Annotated in this window: 21 protein-coding genes and 1 pseudogene; 13 read left to right on the top strand and 9 right to left on the bottom strand. The window is 34.7% G+C overall.

Annotated elements, in window-relative coordinates; genetic code table 11:
* Positions 1-236: 236 nt before the first annotated feature.
* Entirely contained in the window at positions 237-839 is a 603-nt protein-coding gene (locus tag BM350_RS10280; RefSeq protein ID WP_090912317.1) for an HD domain-containing protein, read from the bottom strand.
* A gap of 145 nt (positions 840-984) precedes the next feature.
* Here BM350_RS10280 and BM350_RS10285 point away from each other — a divergent pair, with 145 nt between their 5' ends.
* From BM350_RS10285 to BM350_RS10315, 7 genes and pseudogenes are all read left to right on the top strand, one after another.
* Entirely contained in the window at positions 985-1,671 is a 687-nt protein-coding gene (locus BM350_RS10285) for a class I SAM-dependent methyltransferase (RefSeq protein ID WP_090912314.1), read from the top strand.
* A gap of 369 nt (positions 1,672-2,040) precedes the next feature.
* Entirely contained in the window at positions 2,041-2,718 is a 678-nt protein-coding gene (locus BM350_RS10290; RefSeq protein ID WP_090912643.1) for an AzlC family ABC transporter permease, read from the top strand.
* Complete coding sequence (locus BM350_RS10295; protein ID WP_090912312.1) at positions 2,709-3,026, top strand: AzlD domain-containing protein; 318 nt, start codon at positions 2,709-2,711, stop codon at positions 3,024-3,026. The genes BM350_RS10290 and BM350_RS10295 overlap by 10 nt, the downstream gene beginning before the upstream one ends.
* A gap of 175 nt (positions 3,027-3,201) precedes the next feature.
* Positions 3,202-3,618, top strand: a pseudogene (tnpA, locus tag BM350_RS10300) (IS200/IS605 family transposase).
* Positions 3,619-3,623: 5 nt separating this feature from the next.
* Positions 3,624-4,889: an RNA-guided endonuclease InsQ/TnpB family protein gene (locus BM350_RS10305; protein WP_090912310.1), complete on the top strand. Its 1,266-nt coding sequence runs from the start codon at positions 3,624-3,626 to the stop codon at positions 4,887-4,889.
* Positions 4,890-4,989: 100 nt separating this feature from the next.
* Positions 4,990-5,202, top strand: coding sequence for a DUF3951 domain-containing protein (locus BM350_RS10310; RefSeq protein WP_090912308.1), 213 nt, complete (start codon positions 4,990-4,992; stop codon positions 5,200-5,202).
* A gap of 27 nt (positions 5,203-5,229) precedes the next feature.
* A complete protein-coding gene (locus BM350_RS10315; RefSeq protein ID WP_090912306.1) occupies positions 5,230-5,523 on the top strand; it encodes a hypothetical protein in 294 nt (97 codons plus the stop codon).
* 25 nt (positions 5,524-5,548) lie between these two features.
* Here the strand turns inward: BM350_RS10315 and BM350_RS10320 are convergent, their stop codons facing one another.
* The 4 genes from BM350_RS10320 to BM350_RS10335 all read right to left on the bottom strand — a co-directional run bounded on the left by BM350_RS10320 (position 5,549) and on the right by BM350_RS10335 (position 8,376).
* Positions 5,549-6,145, bottom strand: coding sequence for a dienelactone hydrolase family protein (locus BM350_RS10320; RefSeq protein ID WP_090912304.1), 597 nt, complete (start codon positions 6,143-6,145; stop codon positions 5,549-5,551).
* A gap of 3 nt (positions 6,146-6,148) precedes the next feature.
* Complete coding sequence (locus BM350_RS10325) at positions 6,149-6,469, bottom strand: antibiotic biosynthesis monooxygenase family protein (RefSeq protein WP_090912302.1); 321 nt, start codon at positions 6,467-6,469, stop codon at positions 6,149-6,151.
* Positions 6,470-6,878: 409 nt separating this feature from the next.
* Entirely contained in the window at positions 6,879-7,058 is a 180-nt protein-coding gene (locus BM350_RS10330; RefSeq protein WP_090912300.1) for an H-type small acid-soluble spore protein, read from the bottom strand.
* A gap of 106 nt (positions 7,059-7,164) precedes the next feature.
* Positions 7,165-8,376, bottom strand: coding sequence for a helix-turn-helix domain-containing protein (locus BM350_RS10335; RefSeq protein ID WP_090912298.1), 1,212 nt, complete (start codon positions 8,374-8,376; stop codon positions 7,165-7,167).
* Between the two features lie 118 nt (positions 8,377-8,494).
* On the opposite strand from BM350_RS10335, the gene BM350_RS10340 reads away from it, so the two are divergent.
* The 4 genes from BM350_RS10340 to BM350_RS10355 all read left to right on the top strand — a co-directional run bounded on the left by BM350_RS10340 (position 8,495) and on the right by BM350_RS10355 (position 11,262).
* Entirely contained in the window at positions 8,495-9,766 is a 1,272-nt protein-coding gene (locus BM350_RS10340; protein WP_090912296.1) for an MFS transporter, read from the top strand.
* A 100-nt stretch (positions 9,767-9,866) separates the two neighbouring features.
* Positions 9,867-10,028, top strand: a complete 162-nt coding sequence (locus BM350_RS10345; protein WP_090912294.1) for a peptidase — start codon at positions 9,867-9,869, stop codon at positions 10,026-10,028.
* Positions 10,029-10,210: 182 nt separating this feature from the next.
* Positions 10,211-10,783, top strand: coding sequence for a histidine phosphatase family protein (locus BM350_RS10350; protein ID WP_090912292.1), 573 nt, complete (start codon positions 10,211-10,213; stop codon positions 10,781-10,783).
* An 89-nt stretch (positions 10,784-10,872) separates the two neighbouring features.
* Positions 10,873-11,262 (top strand): hypothetical protein, encoded by a 390-nt coding sequence (locus BM350_RS10355; protein ID WP_090912291.1) that lies wholly within the window; start codon positions 10,873-10,875, stop codon positions 11,260-11,262.
* A 49-nt stretch (positions 11,263-11,311) separates the two neighbouring features.
* On the opposite strand, the gene BM350_RS27845 is transcribed toward BM350_RS10355, so the two are convergent.
* From BM350_RS27845 to BM350_RS10365, 3 genes are read right to left on the bottom strand one after another with little or no spacing between them, the layout of a single operon-like run.
* On the bottom strand, positions 11,312-11,446 hold the full coding sequence (locus BM350_RS27845) for a hypothetical protein (RefSeq protein ID WP_280141372.1): 135 nt from the start codon (positions 11,444-11,446) through the stop codon (positions 11,312-11,314).
* Positions 11,447-11,458: 12 nt separating this feature from the next.
* Positions 11,459-11,788: a DUF3147 family protein gene (locus tag BM350_RS10360; protein WP_090912289.1), complete on the bottom strand. Its 330-nt coding sequence runs from the start codon at positions 11,786-11,788 to the stop codon at positions 11,459-11,461.
* Positions 11,772-12,182 (bottom strand): MarR family winged helix-turn-helix transcriptional regulator, encoded by a 411-nt coding sequence (locus BM350_RS10365; protein WP_090912287.1) that lies wholly within the window; start codon positions 12,180-12,182, stop codon positions 11,772-11,774. The genes BM350_RS10360 and BM350_RS10365 overlap by 17 nt, the downstream gene beginning before the upstream one ends.
* A gap of 149 nt (positions 12,183-12,331) precedes the next feature.
* Here BM350_RS10365 and BM350_RS10370 point away from each other — a divergent pair, with 149 nt between their 5' ends.
* Positions 12,332-13,096 carry a hypothetical protein gene (locus BM350_RS10370; protein ID WP_090912285.1) on the top strand — a complete coding sequence of 255 codons (765 nt, stop codon included), beginning with the start codon at positions 12,332-12,334 and terminating at the stop codon, positions 13,094-13,096.
* Positions 13,097-13,400: 304 nt separating this feature from the next.
* Here BM350_RS10370 and asnB read toward each other — a convergent pair whose 3' ends face one another.
* Positions 13,401-15,221, bottom strand: coding sequence for an asparagine synthase (glutamine-hydrolyzing) (gene asnB, locus BM350_RS10375; protein WP_090912282.1), 1,821 nt, complete (start codon positions 15,219-15,221; stop codon positions 13,401-13,403).
* A 259-nt stretch (positions 15,222-15,480) separates the two neighbouring features.
* Between asnB and BM350_RS10380 the strand changes: the two genes are divergently transcribed.
* A complete protein-coding gene (locus BM350_RS10380) occupies positions 15,481-15,666 on the top strand; it encodes a Fur-regulated basic protein FbpA (RefSeq protein WP_090912280.1) in 186 nt (61 codons plus the stop codon).
* Positions 15,667-15,893 lie beyond the last annotated feature (227 nt).

Here is a 15,893-nt window from a genome sequence, read left to right on the forward strand (position 1 = left end):
CGAGGCAAAAAGCGCCTCTATGTCAGAAGCTCCATCCCCCTCTTGTTCTGAGCGAGCCACTTCCGCTTTTCTTTATAAGTCGCTGCCGTGCAGAATAAAACATGATAGCTACTTGCTTTCTCCCTTTGTTTTAAAGGCAGGGAAAGACCCTGACCGCTTCTATGCACAGCCAGATGCTCTGGTCCCATCATTAAAAAAGGGGTTTTATGTCAGTTTTTCAAATTGTATTTAGAATATTACTGCTTACAAGCCTCAACATCGATCCCAGCAGCAATTAATTTTTTTTCTCCTTCTTTTTCAATAATCTTTTGTAACTTTGATAAGAATGAATCAAAATCTGTATGCTGTGCAACTTGGAATGTCATTTTATGTTCAATAGGAATCCACGTATCGATGTCTGCTTCATTATGTTGAATTTTTACTTCTAGCTTATCTAAAGCATTTGCTACTTTTGCTTCATACGTTTCTTTTTCTTCAAACTCCATCCATAGTTCATATAATTCTTCCCCAAGTGGCCCTGACAGTGTATGTTTAATATTTAGAATCGCTTGTTGTTCGTTTTCTTGTTTTTTTCGTTGTAATTCTTCACTATTCATCGTATCGAATGCAGGGATATCACCAGCTTCAGCTTCGACTAAATCGTGGATAATTACCATCTTAAGTAACTTTTCGATATTCACTTTTTTATCTAAATAAGGATGAACGAGGATAGCCATGAGTGACATACGCCATGTATGCTCTGCTACACTCTCTTGACGGCCGTTAGAAAGCCAACTGTGCCGCATTTCATATTTTAGTTTTTCTGCTAGTGCAATAACTTTTAAAATATTATATTCCATATAAATTCCCCTCCATATATTTTAATCTTAATACGAAAGTAGAATGTGTCAAATTTATATTAAATAATTTCAGGGGTTATTTGGAATTGAATGTAATAGTATGAGTTTTTTTGTATGTTAAAATAAGGAAGGGGGAGTGAAGAAAATGAAATTAGATATTGAAAGAGTTGTATTTATTGGCCGTACGTTTGAAGAGTATTGTGATATGTTCCAATTATGTGATGAGGACATACAAAATAAGAAAATACTAGATTGCCCAGCTGGTGCTTGTTCATTTACTGCAGTCGCAAATACAAAGGGCGGAGATGTAACAGCTTGTGATGTTGTATATCAATTTGATGGGGAAGCTTTATATGAAAAAGGATTACAAGATGTAATACATACGATGGAACATATGGAAAAAGCAAAAGCCAATTACATATGGAATTATTTTTCTAGTGTAGAAGATTTACGGAAGCACCGTTTAGAAGCACTTCAAGTTTGCGGAGCGGACATGAAACATAATCAAGAGAAGTATGTGTATGCTACGTTACCTAATTTGCCTTTTCAAGATGAAGAATTTGATATGGTTTTATCAGCACATTTTCTATTTATGTATGGTGATCGCTTCGATTATAAGTTCCATGTTGATACGATTACAGAATTGCTCCGCGTTGCGAAACAAGAAATTAGAATTTTCCCATGTATCGATTTAAAGGGTGAACGATATGAATTTTTAGACGAGCTCATAGAAAATTTACGAAACAAAGGGTGTGAAGTAGCAGAAGTACAGGTCCCATATGAGTTTCAAAAGAATGGGAATATGATGCTGCAAATTAAGAAGGGCTGTTAGTGGAATAGTAAAAAAGTACCTGCTTTAAGTAAGTAACGGAATATTAATATACAGAAATCAAAAAGAAGATAATTTCCTATATAGCTAGAAAGTTATCTTCTTTTTTTCTTTTAAGGTTATTTTTTTATTGGTTGAAAATTCGGAATATTATTGATTTGGTAAGGGTATGACAGAAGGAGTGTACCTATGCATAGAAGCGACTTATATGTTGGAAATCAAAATGGATCAGCAGTATCAGGAATTTATAGAAATGAAGGAATCAGGGGCTGTGAAAACATATGATTCAGCTTTAGTTCACCTTATATAAGGGTAAAGGAGGAATGTGGAGTGGAACGAGCAACAGTGATACAGTCGCAAGATAACACGTTCATGCAAGGCGTGAAAGACTGTTTGCCGACAGTTCTTGGTTATTTAAGTATCGGAGTAGCATCAGGTGTTATTGAAAAAACAGCTGGATTTTCATTAACAGAAATTGCGCTTATTTCGTTGCTGATTTATGCAGGTTCAGCGCAGTTTATTATGGCTGGAATGTTTGTAGCAGGTGCACCAGCTTCTACTATTATTTTTACAGTTTTTTTTGTGAATTTAAGACATTTTTTAATGAGCGCAGCATTAGCTCCCTATTTAAAAAAAGTATCGGTTTGGAAAAACATAGTGATCGGTTCGCAACTTACAGATGAAACATTTGGTGTTGCAGCCCAGCATGTAACAGGAAAACAATATGTAAGTGAAAAATGGATGCTCGGTTTAAATATGACAGGTTATATAAATTGGGTAGCAGCAAATATCATTGGTGGTATTTTGGGAGACTGGATACGAGATCCGCATACATACGGGATGGATTATGCAATTCCAGCGATGTTCATCGGCTTGTTTGTTTTACAATTTGTGAGCAGTCGTCCGGAGCTATTTGTTCATCTTTGCGTTGCAATTGTATCAATGATCATTGCATATGGTGCTCATTTCTTTGTATCAAATAGCGTAGCTGTTATTATTGCCACACTTGCAGCAGCGACAATTGGGATGGTGATTGAAAAATGGAAGTAAGATGGGGTTTGTTACTTGTTGTGCTCGGGTCCGCAATTGTCACATTTCTTCCGAGAGTCGTACCACTACTTGTATTAAGTAAAGTAGAAATTCCAGAATGGGGATTGAAATGGCTGAGTCATATTCCAATTGCAATATTAGCAGCATTGTTAGCACAAACGTTATTTATGCATGAAACAGTGAAAGTAGATTATTTAGTAGCTGCTATTCCAACGTTCTTTGTTGCGATTTTCACACGGAGTTTGCTTGGGGCTGTATTAACAGGAGTCATTGTGGTGTTTTTGTTACGTTTATTTTTTTCGGTTTAATAAAGAAAATTTTCTTTGAAAGAAGTTTCAGTTTTTAGGATAAAGCGGTCATTCATCTCCACATTTCAATGGGGAGATGAATGACTGCCTTCTTTGTGTTATCTACACACTATATGTACTATACTTGATGATTTGAATTATTGATAATATTTAGAAATTATTTTATGCTATATGTATGGAAAATAAGTCAAATCTTAAACATGCGAGAACTTGTGTTTATAACGTTAACTATCATATCGTTTGGTCGGTCAAATATCGAAGAAAGCTGCTAACAGGAAAAATTGAACAGTATCTGAAGGAGCTTTTTCAGGAATTTGTCAATGAAAAAGGGTTTGAAGTCGTCATGATGGAGGTTGGCGAACAAGACCATGTTCATGTATTTGCTTCAGCCCATCCTAAAGTGGCTCCCTCTTATATTGTTAAAATGTTAAAAGGAATCTCAGGGCGAAAATTGTTTTTGGAATTCCCTAAAGTTAAAGGGGAATCATGGAAATTGAATTTATAGAATCGTAGGTTCTATATTGAAACGGTTGGTTCTATAAACGAAGAAGCGATTAAAAAGTATATTGCAAAACAATCGAAAGGTGGGTGAGTCATGTGATTCGTGCATCTTATTTTATATTCAAGCCGAATAACGAAGTAGATCGGATTTTAATTCAGTTGGGGTATGCAGCAAGAAAGTTATGGAATGTCGCAAACTATGAAAAAATGAACTGGAATAAGGAGTCTAATGCTCCTTTTCCTGATTGGTATGATCAGAAAAAGAGACTAAAAAAACATTTTTGGTACAAAAATTTGCCCTCGCAGTCAGCACAGGAAGTTTTAAAAGTTCTTCAAGAAGCGTGGGTATCGTTTTTTGAATTAAAAAAGTCAGGAGGGATTGAAAGCCCAAAGCCTCCACGCTTTAAGCAAAAAAACGTGAATGTCAAGTTTTTGAATAATGGGTTTTGTCTAGATGGGAAAAATCTTCGGCTCTCGATCCCAGCACAACAAAAGGCTTATTTAAAAGAAAAGTATAACATTAAAAAGAAGTTTATCTATATTCCCGTTCCTACTCATATCAAACTAGGTGTTATTAAAACCGTGGAAGTGAAGCTCATATCTGATGGAGAGTACAAGATTATACTAGCTCAAGAATATCCAAATTGTTCGGTTTACGAAAAAAGTGATAAATGTATGGCGATAGATATCGGGGTCGCGAATGCCCTTACTTGTTATGATTATCGAGGACATTCACACATCATTTCTGGTCGCCAATGGCTGTCTGTTGAACGGTATTTTCATAAGAAAATAGCTCATTATCAAGCTATTTCAGACGCTCAACAATCAGTTAAAGGAATCGAATATCCGAAAAAATCTAAGAGAGTCCTTCAGTTATATAAGAAAAAGAGAGCTCAGACGTTTCATATCTTGCATTGTATGACAAAGAGAGTAGTTGACATAGCAGTACAACAAGGAGTCGAGACCATTGTGATCGGCGATATTTCAGGGATTCGCGAAAAAGCTAACTTAGGGAAGAAGAACAATCAAAAATTTCATGCTCTTCCATTTTTGAAAATGGTTCAAATGATTACTTATAAAGCAGAAGAAAAAGGAATAGCTGTTCAAATAATCAAAGAAGATTATACTTCTCAGGTTTGCTCAATCTGTAAACCCATTCCTTCAAAGGAACATGCAAAAAAAGGTAATCGTAGACATAGAGGTCTTTATGTTTGCGAAGAATGTAAAACGGTTATCAATGCAGATGTAAATGGAGCCATTAACATCTGTAAAAGGTATCTGAAAGAGCTAAATGTTCAATCAGTAGTGGTGTTGGACACGCCAAATGTGTATACGTTTAACGGACAACAGTTCGTGGCGTAGAACTTGAAGTTCACCATTTTAATGGCGATGTAGTTCACAAAGAGGAGTATTTCATATTATATCGAACTTTGTAGTATAACGATTACTAAGGGAGGATGCCATGCTTATTTTAGCAAGCGGAGTTGTTATGTTTATGCTTTTTCTCTGTGTTGTAATAGGATTTACTGTATATAAAATGCGTGTTCAAAAAGTGACACCTCAAATTTACTACACGCCATTTGATTCCATTAGCGCACAATCGCGTGTGGAGTTTCATAAAGAGCAGGAAGATAGGGAAGAACGCACGGATGAAGGGGAAGATAACGATAGATAAAAACTATTTTATGTTGAAAGGGCAAAAATGAAAAAGTTTAAAATAATTTGTATTACTAGTGTTGTAACAATTTTGATTCTGCTTGGAATCTCTGTTTTTTCACCCTACAATGTTTTAAATCGTGTTCATGCAGAAGGGATTTTGCAAGAAAAAGAATTAAAAGATGAATTTGAAAGTAAAAACGTAAAGAGCGTTATATATAAAGGTGATCATACTTATGTTGTTAAAACGGATACGAAGGAATATGTTGTAATTCAAGAATACTACACATTTATGAACTATAAATGGAAGGTATATGAACTTCAAAAAACGTGGGGTTAAAATAAACATAACAGAGGAGTAGGTGCTACTTCTCTGTTATGTTTTGAAGAAAAGAACGTATCATCTCATACCCTTGATTCGCAGCTTCCTGGTTGTATGCTGAAGAAAATGGATCAAGAAATCCATGCTCTCCGTTAAACTGTTTTATATTTAGAAGGGGATGGCCTTTACTTTGTAAACTCTCAATCAAAGTAGAAACTGAAAAACTAGTTTCGTTTGTTGGGAATAATAAAAGCGCCTTGCATTTCGGTACAATATTTGTGTAATCACGAATGCGTGAACCATAGCAACCAATAACAAAATCAATTCTAGAATCTTCACTACATAACCAAGCAATTGTTGCGCCAACGCTAAATCCGAGAACTCCTACATACGTATAGTTATTTCGTAGTTCAGCGAGCATATCTTCAATTTGTTGTTTTCCCTGTTGAAATCCAACGTTCTTCATAAAATGTAAATATGCCTCTGATTCCTTGTCGTAATGAAAGGGAGAGGAGCGCTGTAATAAATTCGGACAAATAACGTCTATAGTCGCAGAGGAAAGTGTATGAATGACATGTTCCATATGTTGATTGATTCCATATATTTCATGTAGAAGAAGAAGAGCAGTTTTCTGTTTCATAGGTTAAGATTCTCCTTTTGCAATACGATACTCTCTTTCAACGAGACAAATTCTTGTATGAAACTGTTCATACCATTGTTCTCTTCCTCTTTTTCTGGCGATGGTATGGGAGGCGTGTTCTTTCCACTGCTTGATTGCTTCAAGCGATTCCCAATATGAAATAGTAATACCAAATCCCGCTTCATTACGAACGCTTTCAACATCGATAAATCCGGGTTGCTGCGCTGCTAGTTTTACCATTTCATCTGCTACGATTTCGTAATCGTCAGTTTCAGATGATAGTTGAGAAGTGAAAATGACGGCATAGTATGGAGCTTTGTTCATTGTGCTTCCCCCTTACTATAAATTTTTTCTTTTTAGTTTATCACGAAATCTGAATAGTGTGTCACTTTTTGTCTGAATTAAATATTAATTTCACTTACCGTAGTAAGTGTAATATTAAATAAGAAAGAGAAGTATATAAGTCCATTTTAATTTCCCGATATATAATTCGCTACCATGCAGAATACAACATGACCGCTATTTTCTCTCTTTGTTTTAAACATCGCATGTGGCAGGAAAAGGCCCTGACCGCTTCTAGGCGCGGCCAGATGTTCTTGTCCATCCTAAAAAGAAAGGGGTTTTTATGTCATTTTTTGTGTTTACATAGGCAATAAGACAGTTTCTTAAGCGGGGGAATTGCCTGCAAGTGATAAAAGAACTCCCACTTCAAAATAAAATGAAGTGGGAGTTTTCATATTTCCTCTAAGCTGTTAATGGGAACGGTAAGTTCACGATTTGGATTTGTTGCCTCGTATATGCGCGCAGTTTCATTTGTTTCATCGACATGTTGAATCATAACAGACATGCCTTGAAATGTTACATTTGTTTGTTCCATTGATTCTGAAATTTCTTTTGCTCTTTGAATGTTCATTTTCAAACTCCTCTCTATATCCGATTGGTAAATCATCAAGATGGAAGTTTTCTTGTACTATTATTTTCCCTAAAAACAAGGGATAATATACCAATTGGTAGAGAGTTCACAGTTTTTGAATCATTTGTAATGTTTCTTCAGTGAAAGAAGAGAACATTGGAGCATGGTAATCTTGAATAGCAGTGTGTGCTTGTTTTGCTTCATACAGTGCTTGTTCTTTATCTTTTAGGTGCATATAGCATAATGCACGAAAAGAGCCTGCTGTAGTCAGTAATGCTTGGTCTATTGGATGATGCGTATAAGTAGGGATTGTCACTTGGTCCAATTCATGTAATGCTTCGTGATAACGTTTTAGACCATATAATGCTTTTCCTTTTTCAAGATAATAAAAGCCGTTTTTCTCGGATTCTAGCTTTGTTATCAGCTCTTTTCCATATGTTTCAACATAAGAAAGCGCTATTTCATATTGTTTCGTTATCGTATTATGAAAATAAGCTTGCAATAGGTGAAGGGTGGTTAAGGACAACGTATTTTCTGTAAAGATGGCAAATTGCTTTGCTTTCTCTAAATTGTGTAAATATCCTTCTGTATCTTTAACAAATATAGCTTGATAAGATAAAAGACGATAAAACTCATCCATTTTATAGTACACTTGATTTTTTTTAGAAAAATGAAGTGTTTGTAAAAGGATATCTTTACATCCTTCATAATTCCCAAGTGCTAACAAAATAATAGCTTCATACCAAAAAAGCTCAATTTGCATGATTAAATCCATTTCTAAATGTTTTTCTTTATATTCGTCACGAATAGAATGAATCAATTGTAAGCACTCATTATATTCTTTGTGTCGAAATAATGAGTAGTAGGATATCAGCTTTGTTTCTGTACTTTCCCGATATAAAGCGTATTTCTCAAAAATGATGATTGCTTTTTCGGTATACGCATGTACATCGTAGTTTCCCGTATAAGTTGCTACTTTTGCATATTGTTTATATAAACGTGCAGCGTTTAATGTAGAAGGCAATACATTATGAACAATAGGATGAAGTGTTTCGTACACATCTTTAAAACGCATTTCTTGTATATACTGCTCCATTTTTTGTACAAGAGTAGTGTATTCATTTTCCTCTTCTAACAAAAAGCTTGCATCACAGCCGAGCTTGTCAGCAAGATAATGTAATGTTTTTATAGAAGGAGTCGCTTTCCCATTTTCAATTTGACTAAGCATACTTTTAGTCAATACTGTCCCAGCAAGTTCAGATTGGGTAAGTTTCTTTTCTTTTCGTAACGTCCGTATTTTTTCTCCGAGAGTAGCCATGGAAATCCTCCTTTTACACAAAAAAGTTAAATATAATTAAACTTTTTGTTGCTGAATTCAGAAAATTAATTATATAATAAGTTTAACACAATTTAACTTTTAAAGGGAGAGTGATTATATGGAGGGTGTATTAAAAAATCAAGATGATACACGATTGAAAATTGCAAAGCGAAATATTGTTTTGATGATGATTGGAAAATTATCATCAATGCTTGGGGCAAATATTTATACGTTCGCAATGGGGCTATACGTTTTAAAAACGACAGGGTCTGGTATGGGATTTGCGATTACACTTGTTTGTGGTGCCGTTCCGCGTTTAATTTGTGGGCCAATTGCCGGGGCAGCAGCAGACCGAATGAACCGGAAGAAGCTCGCTGTTGGAGCTGATATATTAAGTGCTCTTATTATGTTCACCATGTTTTTACTTTCAACTTCATTTGAACTTTCATTAATCTTCATCTATGTATCCGCAGCACTGTTATCGATGTGTGCAAGTTTTTTCTCTATCGCTTTAACATCTTCAATTCCATCTCTAGTTGATACAACACGTATTCAAAAAGCAAATTCATTAAATCAAACAGCTACATCGCTTGCAACCATTTTAGGACCGGTTATTGGTGGTCTTGTATACGGCTTATTTTCTATAAAATTCTTTTTTTTACTGAATGGTATTACATTTGCTCTTGCGGCAATGATAGAAGTATTTATGGTCTTTGACTTGTATAAAGCAAACAAAAAAGAAGAGAAGGGTCATTTTTTAACGAGTATAAAAGAAGGTTTTATATATGTGAAAGAGCAAAGTGATATCTTCTCGATGTTGAAATTTTCACTTTGGCTCAATTTCTTTTTTTGTGCAGTTTCGGTCTCGCTTCCGTATATTATTGTTCAAAAATTATCACTTTCTTCTCAGCAATTTGGAGTCATTGAAGCAATGCTTGCTGCCGGGATGCTATTTGCTTCTATTCTTTTATCTGTTCGAGCAGAGGCAACAAATAAGTTTCAGACGATTCGCAGGAACCTTTTCATACTATCAGCCTTATTGTTTTGCATTGCATTACCGATGTTTCTTCCGTTAACTAAAACAATGATTTTTATATATTACATTACCCTTATGATCCTTTTTGGGGTGAATCTCATTACGATTAATGTTCCGTTACAAGTATTCGTTCAAAAAGCGACGGCACCTGAATATTTAGGACGTGTATTCGGATTAATTGAAACGATGTCAACAGCAATTGTCCCTCTTGGAACACTTTTGTATGGTGTACTTTTAGACTATATACCAGCATCCACTGTTATTTTCATATCTGCGTTTGGACTGTTTGTTGTTGTTTTCATAGGAACGAAGCACTGGAAGGATATCCAGCAACAAGAGGGAGTGTCTATGTAGTAAAAATGAACAGTCATTGTTACAAAAATATGAACTTCCTACATTGAGAGAAAAAAAGGAGTATACTAGTATCATAATCCAATTACAAGGAAGTGTCGTAATGAGTACGGTTAGTGCTGTATATGGAGTTATTCTTTCTTCTCTTTTTGTTTCTTTCATTATAGGCGTAACACGTTATATTCATAAATGGAAAGAAGGGAATGCAAAGTTAGACCATATTGAAGAAGAAGTAAGTGATTTCATGTTACATCACGGGAAATAGTTTTTCCGAAATGTATTGTTCGTAGTATTTTTAACCTCATAATTTTATTATGTAAACAAAAGAGGCGTGGTGTTTGAATAAAACACCATGCTTTTTGCTAAGTAAAGTATGATGTTAATTAATTATTAAACTTAGATAAATACAGATAAAAAATGATAAATAAAGTAAAAGGGGATAAGGGAATGACTACTATTTATTTTGTACGACATGCGCATTCTACATATACACCTGATGAGAGGGAAAGGCCGTTATCTGAGAATGGTTGGCAAGCTGCAGAGAGAGTGACAGAAGTATTGAAAAATGAACCTATAGATGTTGTAATTGCTAGTCCATATAAGAGAGCTATTCAAACAGTAGAAGGGGTTGCCAAACATTTTCAATTATCAATTGAATTAGAGGAAGATGTAAGAGAGCGTTTATTAAGCTTGGAGCCTGTTCAAGATTTTGAGCAAGTTATTACAAAAGTATGGGAAAATCCTTTGTTTCATATAGAAGGTGGAGAATCGAACATTATTGCTCAGGAGCGCGGGGTTTCTTGTATAATGAAAATCTTGGAGAAATATAAAGGGAAAAACATTGTTATAGGAACACATGGAAATATTATGGTCCTTATCATGAATTATTTCGATTCCAAATATGATTTTTTATTTTGGAAGGGGTTACAAATGCCTGACATATATAAACTGACATTTACAGAAAATCAACTTGTTCAAGTAAATCAAATTTGGAAAGAAGACTTTGTAAAGAATGTGTGAAGATTAACGAAAAGAGAAGGAGATTATACAGCAGCCATAGAAATAAATGGCTGGAATATAAAAGCTTTTAATAAAAGGAGGCTGTTCATATGTTCGAGAAAAACAATCGATTTTCATCCATGCCAGAAGAAGTTGTGGAAGTTCATAATGTATATGAGATTTTACCACCTGACGGAACGATTATTGGTATGGCAACACCTGAAGAAATGGAAATTGCTGCAGAACTAGAACTAAAACATTATGCCTTTTCACGTTTAATGGAAGCTAATATTCAATTAGACGGTGCCTCCTATAAAGAGATGCTAGAAGAATTTGAAGAATATGAAAGAAAATCAATGGCTTTCTGGCGGGCATTGCATGAAAGATTATCTGTGCCATGGGCGTGGGTATTACGTGTTGATGTCGCAAACGGTCCTATTCATGTAAGTACTGGGAACTTGTTTTATGATGTAGAAGAGTTAGAAGAAAACTTTGAATAAAAAGAAGAGGAAAGCAGTGATTCTATTGCTTTCCTCTTCTTTTTACAAGTTATGTAGATTTTTTATTGCTTCTATTATAATGTCTGGTCGATCTCATACCGGTTTGAATCACAACAGTTTGCGTACCTTCTCCTGTAATTAGCACTTCAACTTTTTTGCCGAAAACATCTACATGAGTAATCAAAATAACGCCCCCTTAAGTTTGAAAAAATCTCTGACAAGCTAATAATATTCCCCATACTCCTATACCGAATAGAATAGAAGTGCTAAGTGAAAATGAGTTGCGAAGCCCTAAATATACAATGAATAATAGCAAGGCTGATGCAGGAAATCCATATAACACACCAAGTGCAAAATCACTTAATTTTTCCCTAGAACCTCCCTCAACAGAAATCCAAAATAAACTAAGCAAACTAATTAACGGAAGTGCGGCAATGAAGCCGCCAAGTGTACTATAGTGCTTGGCAATCTCTGTAACGCCCCCAATAATAAGTGCAGAGACGATTACTTTAATGAGAAAAGACATCGTAGGCCTCCTTTGCTAATAATTCGAATGCAGATTGAATCAGCTTTTTTTCTTCTTCAGATAATTTCTCTTCTATTTTTTTTAGTTTTGTCTCATCGAGTAGTGTGTGTGTAGCTAATGCTTGCTGTCCTTTTTCTGTTAGCTTTACAATTACAACTCGTTCATCTTGTTGACTACGCTCCTTTATTACAAACTCTTTTTGAATTAATCGTTTAATATGTTCAGAAGCCGTGTTATGTGAGAGATGTAGTTTTGCTGCGATAGTACTAATGGTTTGTGCTTCTTGTCGAGAAATCATTTGTAAAATACGAATAGCTTGGTGAGTTAAATTATCTTCATATTCATGACGAAGATAAAAATAAATTGTTTCCCAATGTTTATTTATTAGCATGATTACAACTCCTTTTTTTATATCGTATAATACGATATAATTGTTTGTAAAGATATATAGTTTTATTTGTGAAATTTTTCTTTGGAAAAGTATCTTTTTTTTAGTAGATAATATAAGCTTATCTTATAATCACAATGAAACGAGGGATGGGGATGAAGGCTGTACATACCTTTAAATGGATTGGTGATAAAAAAGCGTATTTAAATGAAATTCATGTTGAAGAGCTAGGTCCTCTTTCTATCGGATTATATGGCGGGAATTCAGAGGGAAGTGCAGTTGAAAATGAGGAAGCTGTCCTTGCTTGGTGTGATCCACATGGTACATGGGAATTTGTGATGATTTTTGATGCAGAGCATACAATTGAAAGAGCGCAGTTTATTATAAATATAATTTGTGAAAGAAAAGAGAAATTACTACAACTATTTTCATATCCAAACCATTTAGTTTTTCATCATACACATATGTATTTATTATCTCTATTTACAGATGAAACATTTATTGAAGAAAGTGAGAAGATGCAAGGGAAAACAGAGTGTCTCATTTGTCTTCGGAAAGATCAGCTCGTGTATTGGTTGTCGGTAGGAGAGTGCTTCATTTATTTATTCCATCCAGAGTTACAACAATGTAAACAGGGCCGTTTAAATGAGCAACGGTTTTATGAGCGAATTGGTAGACGAAATGTTTTTGCAGCAGCAACGCCTTGCTTTACATCAGGTGTTCGTGAATTACAGAAAGGAACAAATCATATTGTGGTAGCAACAGATAGAATCATCACATGTGGCGAACAAATGTTTAAAGAGGAACATTTCTTATATGAGTCGTTGCTTAATGTTAGATATATATTAGAAAAGATGAATACTTGGAAAGAAACAAATAGTGCTGCAATTATAGGTTGGACCGTGGATGTGGGCGGATAGATTGTATTTGTAAGAATATGTTAATTATTGAATTATCTCCTTATAAGGATAAATATTACTATCTCTCTTATTACTAAATAGTAGGATGAGGGGCTATGGATTTTATGAACTGTAAGCCCCCGCCTAGATTTTTTTGATTCTTTACAATCTTAGGAGGGGCTGATATTGAGGTGAAAGTAGGATTTATATAAAGCTATTTTCATTTTTCGACATATAAGTCACTGCTATACAGAATAAAACGTTACCTGTATTCGCTTGCTTCCTTTGTTTTAAGTCTAGCTATATATAATGATTGTCATTCTTTTTATAGTTTAATATGGTATATCTTTAGCCATTCATTTACTTGAAGCATATATTCCATGATACTTCTAACTTGAAGTTCATCAATATGAAAACTTTTTCCTTCGGCAATGGTTCGTAATTTTGTTTTATCAACGAGACTAAAGATAGGAGCATTATGATCAGATAACATTTCAAGTGTTAAGTTACGAATCATTTGTAAATAATTTGGATCTTGTGAAGTAGGATAGGCACTCTTTCTTCTATTTCGAACATCATCAGGTAAAATATCTTTAAATGCTCTTCGTAAAATCCCTTTTTCGATGTTATCAATGCTTTTTATATGGAATGGTACGTTCCATAAATATTCGACAAGTCTGTAATCACAAAACGGTACTCGTACTTCAAAGCCAACATTCATACTCATTCGATCTTTACGATCCAGTAGAAATGGTAGGAAACGTGTTAAAAATAAATAGAACATTTGCCGCTGTCTGGCAGATTTGTAGTCCTCGCCTGGTAGACTTGGTACTTCTGCAACAGCTTCTTGAAATCGCTGTTGTATATAGGAATCTGTGTTTAATTGGTGTTTTACATCTTCTAATAGTAAGTTTGATGCATTGTTCATACTATAGAGCCAAGGAAATGTATTGATAGATAGGAATTCTTCCTGATGAAACCAAGGATATCCTCCAAATACTTCATCTGCCGATTCCCCAGATAATGCAACTGTGGCATCTTTTTTCATTTCCTGAAATAGTAAATAAAGTGAAGTTTCCATTTCACCAGCACCTGGTAAATCACGTGCGCGTAGAGGCACAAATAAATGACTTACTAGTTTATTTGCATCTACAATAATGTCATGATGGTTTGTGCCGACATATTCTGATACCCGATTTATCCACGGGGCGTCTAATCCTGTACGAGAAAACGTAAGTTCAAAGTCTTGGGCACTGTTCACAAAATCAATAGAATATGTGTTTAAAATTTTGTTATCTTTTTGGAATTCTTTTCTAGCCAATGCTGTAATACCGCTTGAATCTAAACCACCTGACAACATACATACGAGAGGAACATCGGCGATTAATTGCCTTTTTACTGTATCTTGTAGAATACTACGAATATGTGCTGCTGTTGTATCTGGATCCTCTGTGTGTATTTTGCTTTCCAGTGTCCAATATCTTTTTACTTCTGTTTTGTTACGTGTACAAGTTAGATAATGACCTGCACGTACTTCTTGTATATGCTTAAATACTCCACATCCAGGTGTGCGAAATAAATGTAACCCAAATATTTCATTTAGGCCACCTGTATCTATTTCCGTTTGAACAGCAGGGTGGGAGAGAAGAACTTTTAATTCTGAACCGAAAATGATACTACTGCCTTGCTGTATATAGAATAGTGGTTTCACTCCTAAATGATCGCGTGCCATAAATAATTGCTGCTTTTGTTCATCCCAAATTGCAAAAGCAAAAATACCATTTAGATGTTGAACACATTCTTCGTGCCATTGTAAATACGCATGTAATAATACTTCTGTATCAGAATGAGTGTAAAATGTATGACCGTGTTGTTTTAATATTTCTCGAAGTTCACGAAAGTTATAAATTTCTCCATTATACGTAATTGCATACGTATAATCTCCAGCTTGATATGTTTTTGGTTGAGAACCACCTTGTGGATCAATTACAATTAATCTCCGATGAGCGAAGGCCGCATGTGTAGAAAACCAATAACCTTCTGCATCAGGACCTCGATGTTCAATACTATTCGCCATTTTTTCAAGAATTGGACGTTCATTTGAAATATCCTTCAACCAATCAACCCAACCTGCAATACCACACATTCTTTTCATCCTCTCTTAATACAAGAAATTGATAGTTAGACTTGAAAATACTATTTATAAAATTATACAAATAGTAACTTTATAAATAGTATATTAGATTAACTAAAAGATAAGTTTGAGAAAGTTTTTATTGATGTAGACACCTTTCTTACAAATCCTGTTTATAAGGTGGAATCTTTTTTATTTACCATCATACATATATATAATGTGGCCACAAAACGTTCATGCAGTATAGTGTCGAAAGGAGTTTGGAAAAAGAATGAGTTATGGGCTTCGTTATGCTGTAGAAAAAAGGAAGAAACTATTGATTGAGAAGTTAATTGATGTAGGGATATATAAAGTATTAAATAAGCAGTTGTACGAATTAACTTTGGATGAATTGGAAAAAGAATATCAGGATCTTTTAAAATATGAAGGGGTGCCAGTTTATATAAATATAAATTAAAGAATCGACATAAAAACCCTTTTTCTTTTTAGGCGGGAGAGAGCAAGTAGCGGTCATGTTGGATTCTGCATAGCAGCGACTTATATGGCGAAAAAATAAAATGGATATATAGTTTATTCAGTATTCTCCTTTTTAGAAGAATTCAAGATGATAGATACGGTTTGCTATCGGTAAGAGATATAGAAAGCTTTATTTATGAATTCCCCTTTCTCAGCGTCATGAGGAGA

Source organism: Bacillus sp. 103mf, from assembly GCF_900116295.1.
Taxonomy (GTDB): domain Bacteria; phylum Bacillota; class Bacilli; order Bacillales; family Bacillaceae_G; genus Bacillus_A; species Bacillus_A bruguierae.

Bases quoted from the DNA above. Each gene is read 5' to 3' on its own strand.
- BM350_RS10280 (WP_090912317.1), bottom strand. From the start codon at position 839: ATGGAATATAATATTTTAAAAGTTATTGCACTAGCAGAAAAACTAAAA.
- BM350_RS10285 (WP_090912314.1), top strand. From the start codon at position 985: ATGAAATTAGATATTGAAAGAGTTGTATTTATTGGCCGTACGTTTGAA.
- BM350_RS10290 (WP_090912643.1), top strand. From the start codon at position 2,041: ATGCAAGGCGTGAAAGACTGTTTGCCGACAGTTCTTGGTTATTTAAGT.
- BM350_RS10295 (WP_090912312.1), top strand. From the start codon at position 2,709: ATGGAAGTAAGATGGGGTTTGTTACTTGTTGTGCTCGGGTCCGCAATT.
- BM350_RS10310 (WP_090912308.1), top strand. From the start codon at position 4,990: ATGCTTATTTTAGCAAGCGGAGTTGTTATGTTTATGCTTTTTCTCTGT.
- BM350_RS10315 (WP_090912306.1), top strand. From the start codon at position 5,230: ATGAAAAAGTTTAAAATAATTTGTATTACTAGTGTTGTAACAATTTTG.
- BM350_RS10320 (WP_090912304.1), bottom strand. From the start codon at position 6,145: ATGAAACAGAAAACTGCTCTTCTTCTTCTACATGAAATATATGGAATC.
- BM350_RS10325 (WP_090912302.1), bottom strand. From the start codon at position 6,469: ATGAACAAAGCTCCATACTATGCCGTCATTTTCACTTCTCAACTATCA.
- BM350_RS10330 (WP_090912300.1), bottom strand. From the start codon at position 7,058: ATGAACATTCAAAGAGCAAAAGAAATTTCAGAATCAATGGAACAAACA.
- BM350_RS10335 (WP_090912298.1), bottom strand. From the start codon at position 8,376: ATGGCTACTCTCGGAGAAAAAATACGGACGTTACGAAAAGAAAAGAAA.
- BM350_RS10340 (WP_090912296.1), top strand. From the start codon at position 8,495: ATGGAGGGTGTATTAAAAAATCAAGATGATACACGATTGAAAATTGCA.
- BM350_RS10345 (WP_090912294.1), top strand. From the start codon at position 9,867: ATGAGTACGGTTAGTGCTGTATATGGAGTTATTCTTTCTTCTCTTTTT.
- BM350_RS10350 (WP_090912292.1), top strand. From the start codon at position 10,211: ATGACTACTATTTATTTTGTACGACATGCGCATTCTACATATACACCT.
- BM350_RS10355 (WP_090912291.1), top strand. From the start codon at position 10,873: ATGTTCGAGAAAAACAATCGATTTTCATCCATGCCAGAAGAAGTTGTG.
- BM350_RS10360 (WP_090912289.1), bottom strand. From the start codon at position 11,788: ATGTCTTTTCTCATTAAAGTAATCGTCTCTGCACTTATTATTGGGGGC.
- BM350_RS10370 (WP_090912285.1), top strand. From the start codon at position 12,332: ATGAAGGCTGTACATACCTTTAAATGGATTGGTGATAAAAAAGCGTAT.
- asnB (WP_090912282.1), bottom strand. From the start codon at position 15,221: ATGTGTGGTATTGCAGGTTGGGTTGATTGGTTGAAGGATATTTCAAAT.
- BM350_RS10380 (WP_090912280.1), top strand. From the start codon at position 15,481: ATGAGTTATGGGCTTCGTTATGCTGTAGAAAAAAGGAAGAAACTATTG.